The following is a 12947-nucleotide window of genomic DNA, read 5'->3' as shown; positions in this document are numbered from 1 at the left end:
ATACGCCCTTTTAACACCACGAATGTCGAGTTGTTCGCGTGAAACTTGAGCTAGGGCCGAATGAAAATTCCCCCGCCCCACCGAATGTGAGACACCAATTCCCTGGCAAGGAGGCGGTGTCTACACCATGGTTGGAGCGAGGGAAATGTTCTACCTCAGGGAGCTGTATGCTAAGGGTTACAGCATCCGAGCCATCGCCCGCATCACGGGCCACGACCGCAAGACGGTCAGCAAGTATATTAAGGCACAATTGTATCCCCGTTACAAGCGTCGGCCCCAGAAACCCTCCAAACTCGAACCCTACAAGGAGTACATCCTGTCCCGCCTGCGGGAAGGCATGTTCAACTGCAACGTGCTGCTGGAGGAAATCCGGGCCCAGGGCTACGCCGGTGGAAAAACCATCCTCAAGGACTTTGTCGCCCGGTACCGGCCGCTTCAGCGCGCACAGGCCGTGCAGCGCTTCGAGCCCCGCCCTGGCCAGCAAGCGCAGGTGGATTGGGCCTACTTCTCGTACCACGACGGCAACCGTAAGCGGCCAGCCTGATGGATGGGCTCCGGCGGACCGGCTGTTCCTCCTGAAGGACGGCGAGGAGCCGAACACCGGCCCCTACAACTTCTCCCAGGTCTCCGGCGTCGGGGTCGACCCCGCCTTCGGCCACGGGCTGCTGCTGGTCGGCGTCAACTACGTGCGGGACGGCGCGGCCACAGGCCGGCTGGTTGCCTATCGGGCCGGCGAGGCCTACGATCTGCGCTGGCTGGACCAGCCTGAACCCCTGGTGCTCGCGCACGGCGAGCCGGCGACGCTGGCGCCGCGGCTGCAGCTGGAGCTGACCACCCGCACCCTCGCGGCGGTCTGCCAGGGCCCGGTGGCCGTGCAGTGGTTCCTCACCGACGCCGCCGGACAGCTGGTCCGCCCGCTCGGGGATGTGCCGCTGCCAGGCAACCTCGCCGCTCAGAAGCCCCACCCGGTTCCGCTGACGGTGAGCCTGGCCGAGGGCGATCCGGCAGAGGGGCAGATCGTCGGCGTGATCGACCTGCCCACGGTCTACGCCCTTGGCGCGGACCATGCGGAGAACGGCGCGCTGGCCGTCGCCCGGGGCCTGGCGGCGGCGCTGGGGCTGCCGAGGGAGAAGAGCTGTCACGGGGCGGTCGCCGAGGTCGTCGAGCGGGAGGGCCAGCCCGGCCCGGACGGCGGACTGGCCAACAACGTGCTGATCGTGCCCTACACCGGCCCGGAGCTGACCGGCGAAAAGGAGGGGGAGCCTGAGCCCGAGCCAGAACCGCCCGTGGACGACCCGTCGGTGGTGGAGCTCGCTGTGCCGCAGGAGGTCGAGGCCGACCAGCCGTTCCAGGTGGGCATCTACCTGGGGTACCGGAACAACCTGGGCCGCAGCGAGATCCGGGTGCCGCTCCGGGTCTGGGCGCGGCCGGCGGCGGGCGGTCCGGCCCCGGCCGGAGGCTGGCAGCAGGTGACCATCGACCAGCTGCCCTGCTGCACCTTCAAGCCGGGTACCATCCCGGGGCTGGGCGCTGGCGTGTGGGAGATCATCGCCGAGATCGACTACGCCGGCGACACCCGCCCGGAGAACAACCGGGCGGTCCGGCGGGTGGAGGTGCTGCGCCTGCAGTCCGGGGGTGGAACCGGCGCGGAGGGCGGCGCCATCACAGACTGAGCAAGGCGGCCGCGCGGGGCCATCCGACCCCGTGGGCCGCCTTCTTCCCGATCCGCCGAGAGCTCCCTGCTCGCTGACCGTCTGGCGCCGCCCGTCTCGCGGACCCGGCGGAGCGGGTCAACCCGTACGGTGCGATCTGGTTTTGACCTGCCAGCGCTGCAGGTCAGCCGCACGCGTTGTTGAAGTCTTACCAGAACACGCATCAGTCCAGGGGGTTCCAGCCCATGAGCACCGACCAACGCGGATCGAGCCACGGGAAGGTCTGCTCGCTGGCGTCCGCCCGCGCCGACCGTCTGGCCCGCTCGCTGCGATCGAAGCTGAGAGACTACCTGCAGAGCGACGAGGCCGCCGAGGGCGTGGGCCTGGGCCTGGCGCGCTTCTTCCCGGAGGGCCTGCACGAGGAGCTGGAACCCGACACCTGGCGCCTCGCGGCCGACTGGCTGGCCTTCGAGTTCATGGCTCCGCTCGGGAACAACCTCGCCCTGCAGATGGCGGGGGGTCCATCCCTGTCACCGGCCGAGCGCGCCGCCCTGGTCGCGTGGACGGAAGGCGCCGTGCCGGGATTCTTCCGCGTGGAGGAGGTCGCCCGCCGCGAGGCCAGGCTCACCCGGCTGCCCGATCAACTGCCCTTTGTCGCCAGAACGCTGGGGGCCGCCGTACGGCCCGGCAACGTGGTGATGACCTGGCTGCTGCCGACCGAGTCCGTCTTCCACTTCGGCCTCCACACGGCCCTGCTGGCCGACGGCCTGGCCGGCGGGCTGTGCCACGCCCTCGCGGTGGAGATGGCGCTGCTCGGGCGGCAGCGCCCGCAGGCCACCTGGAATGACCTCTACCGCACCGCATGGCCGCGCATCATGTGGTACCTGTTCCTCCTGGGCAGCGGGGCGGACGTGACCCGCATCCAGGCGCCCCCGGGCCTGTCCGTGCTGTGGGATGGCCAGCCGGTGGAGGGGGCTCCGGACTGGTGGCGGGAGGTGGCCTCCTGGGTGCGGACGTGCAGCGACATGGATGCGCGCATCGCCGAAAACCGCTCCGACGGGGCCGAGCGGCTCTGGTGGGACGCCGCGCTGGCCCTCCGGCCGCGGAAGGCCAACCCTCAGAGTTGGCTGGCGGCAGTGCTCTACGTCTTCCGGCGGTACGTGCTGGGCGACGGCACCGTCACGCAGGCGGACGTGGCCGCGGCGTGCGGGGTCCCCGCCTCCGCGGTGGGACGCCGCAGCCGGCAGATCGTGAAGGCGCTGGGCGTGCAGCCGTTCGACCTGCGGTACGTGGATCTCCTGGACGCGGACGTCCGCGCCCTCTGGGAGATCCACTGCCTGAGCGCACTGGGCTCCGGCCTCGTGCGCGACCTCGTCGACGCGTCCGCACTGTCTCCTGAGACCCAGTTGGCGATTCACCGCATGCTGCGGGACATGGCCCGGCGGCTGCGCGACTGGAAGGGCTGGGGTTTCCCCGTGCGGGTGGCTGCCTGTCCGGGGCGGCGTGGCCGGTCGCCCGGGCGGATGCAGGAACTGGCCTACCCGAGCCCCGGGCTTACCACAGGTTCCACATCCACCCACCGCACCAGGTCGCCGGCGGTGGGGCGGCCGTCGTGCCGCCAGAGCGGGTGCACTTCCTGGACCCGCCCGACCTGCGCCACGCGGGTCACGCCCATCCGGCCCAGGGCCTCGGCCAGGGCGAGCCGGTCCGCGTCCGGGCCCGCGAAGGCGACCGTCTGCAGGAGGGCGGCGTGGGGGGCGACCAGATCCGCCACGTCCGCCAGCCGGTCCACGGCGCAGGTGTAGAGGAACCTGCCCAGGGGGCTGGGCCGGAAGGCCGGCTGCTCGTGGTGCACGACCGCCCACGCCAGGTCGCCCGTGCTCAGGAAGCAGGCGTCGGCCGTGAACTCGGCCTCGTCCCGGGCGCCGCGCAGGGCGGCCGCCTGCGCCAGCGTGAGGCGGCCGCGCGGCATGCGCTCCTGCAGTTCCACCAGGGCGTCCGCCACGGCCCGGGCGAACTCCGCCGGCGAGAGCGGTCCGCCCCGCTCCACGAACGCGATGTGCGGCGAGACGCAGCCCTGCTGGTCGTACATCGCCACGTCCAGGGCCAGGCGGGAGGCCGTCTCCGCCGTCGCCGCCGGGGCGGCGATGCAGGCGAACGAGAGCCGGTGCCCGTGGCCGACGAACCGGACCCCGTCAGGCACCAGGCGCCGGATGGCGGCGATGGACGGGTCCGACCCATAGGCGAGCACGGCCCCTGCCCTCCGGTAGGGGCCTGCTTCGTCGTGCGCCCAGCGGGCGACGTGGAGGCACTCCCCGAGGCCGGGGTCGACCTCCGCGACCGAGCGGGCGAAGAGGGGGGCGAAGTCGGGCTCCCCGGCGGCCGGCCGCACGAGGCAGGCGGACTTGAGCGCCAGCCCAAGCGCGATGTCGAAGGCGGGGATGCCCGGCACGTTGCCCGAGAAGACGCAGACCAGCAGGCCGGGGCCGAAGGCCATCGAGCGGACGCCGCCCGGCCGCTCGACGAACCGGTCGAGGGCGCAGCGGCTGCCCAGGTCGGCGTCCAGCAGCTCCGGCAGCCCCCGGACCCGCCGGATCATCTGGTCCAGCCCCTCCGCGACCATCGCCGGGGCGAGGCCCGTCCCCGCCGCGATGCGCGCCTCCGCCTCGCGGCGGACCGGGTCGGACCGGTCGAGCCAGCGGCGGCAGACCCGGTCCAGGGCGGCGAGGATCGCATCCACCGGCCGCTGCGCCAGGGCCCGCTGGGCGGCGGCCAGCCTCTCGTACACCGCCTCCGTCGTCACGCCCCGTCCCCTCCGGAAGACTGCTGGTTGGCCCGCAGGAACTCGTCCATCGCGATGGAGCAGCCCCGGGCCTCCGCCCCCGGCGCCCGGCCGAGGATCTCGAAGCCGTCGGGGTACTGTACGCCAATGTCCTGGGTCAGCAGGAAGGCGCAGGAGTAGAGGTTGGCCAGGTCGGTCACGGCCACCATGCCCGGCTGGCCGGGCGGCACCTCCGCGAGGGTCTCGGGGTCGAGCATGCGGATTCGGACCCACTCGGGAACCGCCTTGCGGGGCGAGCCGCTCACCAGGGTCTGGTCGTAGCCGTTGGAGGACATCTCGCACATGCCGTACTGGTTGATGCAGATCACGTCGGGGCCCAGCGCCTGCCGGATGAGGCGGTAGAGTTCGTCGCGGGAGACCTCCCGCGACTTCCCCTTGAACCCGCCGGTCTCCATCACCCGGGAGCCGGGGGGCAGCTGGACGCGCAGGCCGCTGTCCACCAGGTGGACGAAGGCGAAGGCGGTCCCCAGCAGGGCGACGGGGCCCTCCGCCTGCCGCAGGGCGGCTTCCAGCGCCGACAGGCGCAGCCCGTGGCTGTCGACGTACCAGTCGAACTCTGCCGCAAACGCTTCGGCCTGCTGCGACAGGTACCAGGAGAGGGAGGAGCGGGGGTTCTCCGCGGGCGACTGGGCCAGCATCAGCATGGGCATGCGGGCGCCGTCGGGCAGGTCGGGCAGGACGAAGCGCCGGAAGACGGGGCGGGAGCAGGCCCGGTAGAGGTCCAGGCGCTCGAAGTAGTGCCGGCCCCGCCGCTCGGCCCCCTGGGTGGTGCCGCTGGTCTCGAAGTAATGCGCCGGCTCGCCCTCGCCGCTGTAGATGCGGGCGTGCTTGAAAGCGGTGACCGGCAGGTGGGGGATCTCCCGCCAGTCCGTCACGGTCGCCGGCGTCTTTCCCTGGGCGTCGCAGTAGCGCCGGTACGGGGCGCACCGTTCGTACTGCCGGGTGAAGAGGGTGAGCGCGAGCTCGCTGAAGGCGAACGGGGCGCCGCTGAAGATGGATAGCAGTTGGGCAGCCAGTGGGTCGGGCCAGGTCGCAGTCATGGCATGCACCCCTTCACAGTCTTTCCCGGAAGGCTCGCAAACAGGGAAGGCCGGGCGCTGCGCCCGGCCTCAGAACTACGCACACCAGGGTGAACGCAGTTTTGGTGACGCGGGTGTGTCTGCTACCGCGGGCATCCGAGACGCCGTGCCCATTATACCTTGTCCCGCCTCGGGCTGCCAGTGCGTGCCACCGGACCTGGTCTGCCGGTCTGCGACACGGGCAGCCGGCACACGGGTGGCCATGCGAGAGGAACCCGTGTTATCCTGCCGAATTCTGACGATGAGACCATCCGAGGAGGGGTACGCCGTGAAGCCCTTTAGAGGCCCGAAGTTGACAGGCCCCAGCAGGGCGGTGCTCAGGTTCCTGGCCTATGCGGAAGAGCTGGACGAACAGGAGGCGCTGGAGGAGGCCCTTCTGACCACCCTGGCGCTCAGGACCACGCAGTCGCTCCGGATCGCGAACCTGGACCCCATCGACGGCGAGGACGGGAAGTACCTCGTCCAGGCGCGCTACATGGCCAACCTCCTGGACGAGAACGACCCGGCGTACCACTGGCGGATCACCCGGAACGAGGATGGCTGGTGGGAGCTGCAGCGGGCCGAGGCGAGCCTGGACGAGGAGCTGGAGTGGGAGCCCTGGCCCTGGGCCATGGCCGCTGTCGACTCGGAGTGGTCGGACGAGGATCTGGACGACGAAGAAGAAGATGACGAAGATGAAGACGAAGACGATGACGATGATGACGACGATGATGACGATGATGACGATGATGACGATGATGACGAGGATGACGAGGACGTAGAGGGGTACGAAGACGAAGACGAAGACGAGGACGAGGACGCAAACGAAGACGAGGACGAGGACGAGGACGAGGACGAAGACGAAGACGAAGACGACGGCGATGACGGCGACGATGGTGAGCCCGATGACAACATAGATCAAGACGCCGGAGTCCCGGAGGGCGGCACCGACGAGATCGCAGGTTGATGCCCCTGACCAGGCCGAAGACGAAAACCCCCGCCGGGGCACATGGCGGCCGTGCCCGTGCCGGCGGTCGAGCCGCCCGGTCGTACCGTTCTTCACACAACGGAAACCCATCACGACGATACCCCCGTCTAACGACTGGAAGGGGGTATCACCATGATCCGGAAGCAGAACCGTCTCCTGGCTGCCCTGCTGGCCGCCGCACTGCTGGCCCTTCCCACCGGGGCCTGGGCGGCCGACGGGACGGTACCCGAGGATCCGGCCCTGCCCGCTGCGCAGCCCCAGCTGGCCGAGGTGAAGGTGAGCCGGGAGCAGGCCGTCGCCATCGCCCACCGGACCTTCACCATCCCTGCCGAGCTGGGTGAGCCCAACGCCGGGATCAGCCAGGACGCGGACAGGGCCGTGTGGTCGCTCCGCTGGCAGAGCGACGAGAAGAAACCCGACCAGATCTACATCAATGTCTACATCGACGCCGCAAACGGCCGGGTGGTCGGGTACAGCACCTGGTCGACCGGCCCCGAGTCCCAGGCCCTCAGCTACACCCGGGACGAGGCCCTGGCCATCGCCCGGGACTGGTTCCAGAAGCTGGTGCCGGAGGAGCTGCGGCCCGCCCTGCGCTTCGTCGACACGGGGATGGCCGCCCGGTACTACGGCGGCGCCACGTACCAGTTCCACTGGGAGCGGGTGGAGCAGGGCTACCCGGTGATGGACGAGGGCGTCTCCATCACCGTCGACGCCCGCAACGGCAGCCTGACCGACTACAGCCTGACCTGGAGCGAGGGCCGCTCCTTCGCCGCGCCCGGGTCGGTCCTCTCCCGGGAGAAGGCCGAGGCCGCACTGCGGCCGCACCTGGGCATGACCCTCCAGTACCGCTACTACACCAAGCGAGGTACCGATGAGGGCGAGTGGCGCCTGGTCTACGCGCCGCGCACCGGCCTGCCCTACGTCGACCAGGAGGGCCGGCTGCTGGACTACAACGGACGCGTCGCTCAGCCCAACCCCGAGCCCAGGCTGCTGGATTCGCCCCAGAAGCCCTACCGGACGCCCACCAGCCCGCTGGACCGGGAGGCGGCCCTGGCCATCGCCGCAGCGGCGACCGGCATCACCGCGCCCCCGGCCTCCAGCTCCTACGACGAGACCGGGACGGACGTCAAGCGGCACGAGTGGTCCTTCTCGTGGCGGACGGACGGCGTCGAGACCTATGCGACCGTCGACGCCCGGGCCGGCGTCCTGACGTCCCTGTACACCTGGTCCCGGGACGACGAGTCGCTGCGGGAGGGTGAGGAGCCGCCGGTCAGCCGGGCGGAGGCCGAGGCGAGGGCCATCGCGTTCGTGCAGAACAACCGGCCCGACCTCGCCGGCCGCATCCTCTACCTGCCGCAGCCCGAACGGGATGACATGTACCGGAAGCCCGTCAGCTACGACTTCCACTTCGTGCAGCTGCAGAACGGGCTGCCGGTGGACGGCCGGGATCTGTCGGTGGAGATCGACGCCCGCACCGGCGCCGTGCGCTGGTACTCCGCCTACACCGAGGTTCCGGGGAAGGATGACTTCCCCGCCGCCGAAGGCGCGATCAGCGCGGACAAGGCCCTGGATGCCTACCTGGAGGCCAAGGGGATCCGCCTGGCCTGGGTGACCCTCTGGGATCCCGACAGGGAGGAGCGGCGGCAACCGCAGCTTCTCTGGGCCTCGGACGACGTGCTCCCGCTCTCCGCCATCGACGCCCGCACCGGCGCTCCGCTGGACTGGGAGGGGCGCGACCTGATCGCGGCGGCCCGCCGGCCCACCGACATCGCCGGCCACTTCGCCGAGCGGGAGATCGAGCTGCTCTGGAGCCGCGGGGTCCTCGAGCTGGAGGACGGCAGGTTCCGCCCGGACGAGCTGGCCACCGCCGCGGAGCTGGCCCGCTGGATCGTGCTGGCGAAGGGCATCCAGCCCTATCCGGCCGCCGACTTCCGGGGCATGGGCGCAGGTTCGGCGCTCGCCCTGCAGCTGGAGGCCTCGAAGGATTCGCCCTACTTCGGCGCCGCCTTCCGGGCCGGCATCATGCGGCCGGAGGACTTCACCGAGGGGGTTGACCTGAACGGGCCGGTCTCCCGTGAGCTCTTCGCCCTCTGGGCTGTCCGGGCCATGGCGTACACCCGGGTCGCCGAGATGGAGGCACGCATCGCGCTGCCCTTCGCCGACGCCGAGCAGGTGGGCGCGAAGTACCACAACGCCGTCGCCCTGCTGGCCGGCTTCGGGATCATCTCCGGCGATGCGGAGAACCGGTATCACCCGCAGGCGGAGATCACACGGGGCGCCGCGGCGCAGATCCTCTATGCGGTGTCGGCAGAGCCGCGGTACTAGCAACGAGGGGTTGGTCGCAGGACCAACCCCTTCTGTATTCGCTCGGCCGGGTCCGGCAAAGCGCCCCGCGGTGGTTGCGGGGAAGCGGATTGGACAGCGGCGGATTGGACGTGGCGGCCCGGCGGCCGCGCGGGTCAGACGGCGCCGCGCCTGCAGAATTGCGACGCGGTACCCGTTGACCCTCACGTCGCGGCAGGGTGTAGACTAGGTCCAGCCGAGTGAAAGGAGTACAGACGATGCACATTGCGGTCCATCCCATGATCGCCGCCCAGCGTGCGGTGCTCGACCTGCCGCAGGCCGAGCGCCGGGAGGCCATCCTCCGTCTGCTGGAGCCCTTCGAGCCCATGGTCCGAATCATGTTGCCCCCCGGCGTCGACCCCATCCACATGTTCGGCCTCATGCGCCCGGACGGGCCCGAGCAGGCCTACCGGCAGGCGCTGGACCGCCTCGAGGCCGCGGGCGCGGAGGAGGTCTGCCGGTTGGCCCTGGAGCGGGCGGCGGCGGCCATCGCCGCAACGGGCTATCACATCCCCATCGACACGCTGCACTTCGGCCTCTTCCTCTGGGACGCCGACCCGGCCAAGGCGGCCCTGAACCAGGGTTACACAGGTTTCGGGGGTATTCCCGGCTACGTGATGGTCAACATCTGGCCCGATGACCGGAACCTGCCCCGGCTCGGCGCCTGCGTCGCCCACGAGTTCAACCACCAGGTGCGCCTCTCGGTGGAGCCCTGGCGCATGGACATCTCGGTGGCCGAGTACATCGTGATGGAGGGCCTGGCCGAGTCCTTCGCGGCCGAGCTCTACGGACCCGACGCCATCGGCCCGTGGGTGACGGAGGTCCGGGGCGGCAACCTGGAGACCGGCCGGCAGCTGATCGCCCGGGCCCTGGATGTCCGGGGGTTCGGCGAGGTGAGCAGCTACATCTTCGGCGACGAGGTGGCGGCTGCGTTCGGCGGCAAGCCCAAGGGCGTGCCCACCCACGCCGGGTACGCCGTCGGCTACCACCTGGTGCAGGCCTACCTGCGCCGGACCGGCAAGTCGGCGGCAGAGGCGACGCTGGTGCCTTCGGCCGAGATCGTGCGGGTCGCCGAGTACTTCTGAATGGACGTCCGCCCCGGTGACCGCTCGCTGTCACCGGGGCGGTTGCTCTGTGCGGATGGGCTTGGCGGGGCGCAACTGTGCTGGGAAATACCTCCCGGGGTAGCGGTAGCCTGCCGACTCAGTCGGGACTGTCAAGAAAAAGCACCCCACGCCCCGCCTGCGGCTTTTTCCTGACACTCGCCCTCCCGCGCCCCGGATCGGTCCCCAACCACATCGCCCACTCGCAGCCTCGCGCCCCGGCTCGGTCGCCCAACCACATCGCCGACCGCCGCCTGTACCCGCCCCGCCCGGGCGCATGCCAGCGCGGGGCGGGGCGCAACTGTGCTGAGGAATACCTCACGGGGTAGCGGGCGCCTGCCGACTCAGTCGGGACTGTCAGGAAACAGCACACCCCGACTGCGCCAGCGACTCTTTCTTGACACTCGCAGCTTCGCGCCTCCGTATCGGTCGACGAACCACATCGCCGACCTCCGCCTGTACCCGTCCCGTCCGGGCGCATTCCGGCGCCCGCCGGGGCGCAACTGTGCTGGGAAGTACCTCCCGGTGTAGCGGTAGCCTGCCGAGCCGGTCGGGACTGTCACGAAACAGCACACTCCCGCCGCTGTCAACGGCCACTTGAGATCCCGCAGAAATGGCCATCAAAATCCCGCAGCTGGACTGGAAACTCTCAACCTCCGCTGCCCCGTGCCGAGGGGTGGTTGGAGGTTGATCTTTCCTCCAGGTACTAGACCCGTTCTATGGGCATGCGCTCTTTGAGGCGGTAGCTGTCTCCCTGCAGGTTCAGAATGTGAACGTGGTGTAGGAGGCGGTCTAGCGTCGCTGTAGCAATCGAGGTCGAAGCGAAGACGCTGCCCCATTCTTGGAACGGGCGGTTCGAGGTGACGATCAGCGAACGGCGCTCGTATGCCTGCGCTACGACCTGAAACAGGTGGTTCGAGGCAGTAGCGTCCATTGGGAGGTATCCCAACTCGTCGCAGATGATCACGTCGTTGGCCAGCAGGGTGCGGAGCCGGCTGCGAAAGCTGTTGTCTGCCAGCGTTGCGTAAAGGTCATCCACGAGGTCCTGGACGGTGGTGAAGTAGACTCGGTAGCCGGCCTCGACTGCCTTGAGGCCGAGGGCAATAGCCAGGTGGGTCTTGCCAACGCCCGGAGGACCTACAAGGACACAGTTCTCGTGGTTCTCGATGAAGCGGAGTCGGGCCAACTCGAGGACCGTCTGCCGGCTGACGGAGGTCTGAAACTGAAAGTCGAAGTCTTCGATGGTCTTGTGACAGGGTAGGCGTGCGGCTTTGAGACGCTTCGTGTGCTGTGTCTCATCCCGGGCTGCAACCTCCTCCTGCACGAGCCCGGCCAGGAAGTCCAGGTAAGAGAGCTGCTGTGTGACAGCCAGCCGGTTGTAGTCCTCAAGAACCTCCCGGATGCGACGGAGCTTGAGCCGGCGCAGGCCCTGGCAAAGCTCCTCGAACCGAGTGGCATCCATGTCATGACCTCCCCGCCTGGGCATAGTAGTCCAGCGATCGCTGCTGGACGTCCACTGCGGGAACGTCGACTGTCAGCGGCAGTCGCTCCGGACGGGGTTCAGGTAAGGCAGCTGGGTTGCGCTGCTGCTTGAGCACGATGCGCTTGATGGCTCTGTAACTGTAGCTCCCGAAACGGGCGGCCCGCTCCATGGCGGCGTAGACGGCTTCAGCGCCATACTCATCACACAGGTCCAGAATCGATTCAACCTGGTCACGGAATCCCCCTGAGCTGGCGTGTGCGAGCCCTTGGAGGTACTCGCGGGCCACTGGCCCCAAGGACTCGAACCGCTGCTGGAGGGAGGGATGCCGGTTGCCCCTCTGGCGCCCGGCGTAATGCTCGTCCTGGATGATCTGCTGGCCCTTGCCCCGACACTTCGGCAAGGTAGCAGCCAACTCGCCGGTGGCATAGACCTCAATCCGGTCCTCGTATAGGCGCAGTGTCACGGCCTGCCGGGCCAGATGATGCGGAACCGAGTACTTGTTGCCGTCGACCGAGATGAGGCAAGCCTTGCCGACCTTGGCTCCTCGTTCCGCGTATGCGGCCGGTCGTGTGACTGGCGGGAGGGGTAGCAGGAATCGGCGCTCCTCCTCCAGAACCTCGAAGGGAACCCGTTGCGTTGCTTCCGAGACCTTGCGGTTCGCGACCTGATTCAGCCATACCAGGGCCTGGCGGTTCACCTCGTCCAAAGGCAGGTGTTCGTTGCCATAATAGAAGTCACGCCGGGCATACTTGACGGTTGACTCCACCTTACCCTTGGACTCGGGGTCATGAACCCAGCAAGCCCGGGGTTTGAACCCAAAGGCTGCCGCAAACCGCAAAAGGTCAGCGGTGAACCGGATCACGTCGCCAATCCGTTCGGATACAACGGTCTTGCAGTTGTCGTAGACGATTTCCCGTGGGCAGCCCCCGATGTATCGAAACGCCCGCTCATGGCATGCCAGGAAGGTAGCCATGTCCTGTGACGACGTGTACTCGACGTACCGAACACGGGAGCGGCTCAGGATGAAGTTGAACGAGTAGCGGTCAACGGGCCGGCCGTTCTCGTCGAAGGCCTTCTCATGCCCCCAATCCACCTGGGCCTGCTCACCTGGCAGGGTTTCAACGGGCTTGTACACGCGCTCTTGCTTGGGGCGGGTGGTGCTCAGGAAGCGGCGCACGGATCGGCGGGAGCCCGTGTAACCAAGCTCGGCGATCTCCCGGAAGAGTCTCTCGGCGGTGAGCTCTGGGTACTTGGCGAGACGCACCTTGATATGGTCCACGTAGTCGTCGATCTTACGGGTGACCTGCTTTCGCCGAATCCGGTCGGGTACAGGGTCCATGGACAGGTACTTGGCGACTGTTCCTCGGTCGATGCCAAGGCGTCGGGCAATCTGAGACTTGTTGAGTCCTTCGCCGGCTGGGTGCTTGATGTCCACCACAATCCCCACCGTTTTCAAGTGTCCCATCCCTTCGCTGTAG

At 68.9% G+C, this 12947-nt stretch carries 9 protein-coding genes; 5 read left to right on the top strand and 4 right to left on the bottom strand.

Annotation, left to right across the window (positions count from 1 at the left end):
* The first annotated feature begins 127 nt into the window (after window positions 1–127).
* Together AB2385_RS15445 and AB2385_RS15440 are read left to right on the top strand one after the other, a co-directional pair.
* Window positions 128–544 (top strand): hypothetical protein, encoded by a 417-nt coding sequence (locus AB2385_RS15445; protein WP_367655907.1) that lies wholly within the window; start codon window positions 128–130, stop codon window positions 542–544.
* Window positions 474–1673: a hypothetical protein gene (locus tag AB2385_RS15440; protein WP_367655908.1), complete on the top strand. Its 1200-nt coding sequence runs from the start codon at window positions 474–476 to the stop codon at window positions 1671–1673. The genes AB2385_RS15445 and AB2385_RS15440 overlap by 71 nt, the downstream gene beginning before the upstream one ends.
* 1516 nt (window positions 1674–3189) lie before the next feature.
* Here the strand turns inward: AB2385_RS15440 and AB2385_RS15435 are convergent.
* Together AB2385_RS15435 and AB2385_RS15430 are read right to left on the bottom strand one after the other, a co-directional pair.
* Window positions 3190–4455 (bottom strand): acyl-CoA reductase, encoded by a 1266-nt coding sequence (locus tag AB2385_RS15435; protein WP_367655906.1) that lies wholly within the window; start codon window positions 4453–4455, stop codon window positions 3190–3192.
* Window positions 4452–5534: a CoF synthetase gene (locus AB2385_RS15430; RefSeq protein WP_367655905.1), complete on the bottom strand. Its 1083-nt coding sequence runs from the start codon at window positions 5532–5534 to the stop codon at window positions 4452–4454. The genes AB2385_RS15435 and AB2385_RS15430 overlap by 4 nt, the downstream gene beginning before the upstream one ends.
* Window positions 5535–5841: 307 nt before the next feature.
* Here AB2385_RS15430 and AB2385_RS15425 point away from each other — a divergent pair, with 307 nt between their 5' ends.
* The 3 genes from AB2385_RS15425 (at window position 5842) to AB2385_RS15415 (ending at window position 9968) form a co-directional block, all read left to right on the top strand.
* A complete protein-coding gene (locus tag AB2385_RS15425; RefSeq protein ID WP_367655904.1) occupies window positions 5842–6519 on the top strand; it encodes a hypothetical protein in 678 nt (225 codons plus the stop codon).
* Window positions 6520–6672: 153 nt separating this feature from the next.
* Window positions 6673–8865, top strand: coding sequence for a YcdB/YcdC domain-containing protein (locus AB2385_RS15420; protein WP_367655903.1), 2193 nt, complete (start codon window positions 6673–6675; stop codon window positions 8863–8865).
* Window positions 8866–9101: 236 nt separating this feature from the next.
* The gene (locus tag AB2385_RS15415) at window positions 9102–9968 is read left to right on the top strand and encodes a DUF2268 domain-containing protein (RefSeq protein ID WP_367655902.1); all 867 of its coding nucleotides are present in this window, start codon (window positions 9102–9104) and stop codon (window positions 9966–9968) included.
* 724 nt (window positions 9969–10692) lie between these two features.
* On the opposite strand, the gene istB is transcribed toward AB2385_RS15415, so the two are convergent.
* Entirely contained in the window at window positions 10693–11448 is a 756-nt protein-coding gene (gene istB, locus AB2385_RS15410; protein ID WP_367655901.1) for an IS21-like element helper ATPase IstB, read from the bottom strand.
* Window position 11449: 1 nt separating this feature from the next.
* Window positions 11450–12947 (bottom strand): IS21 family transposase (gene istA, locus AB2385_RS15405; protein WP_367655900.1); only part of this gene is annotated, 1498 nt, incomplete at its 5' end.

This window comes from Symbiobacterium sp. (genome assembly GCF_040797425.1).
In the GTDB taxonomy this organism is placed as follows: domain Bacteria; phylum Bacillota; class Sulfobacillia; order Symbiobacteriales; family Symbiobacteriaceae; genus Symbiobacterium.
The sequence above is the reverse complement of the archived record's forward strand: the minus strand, read 5'-3'. Positions and strand labels throughout refer to the sequence as shown.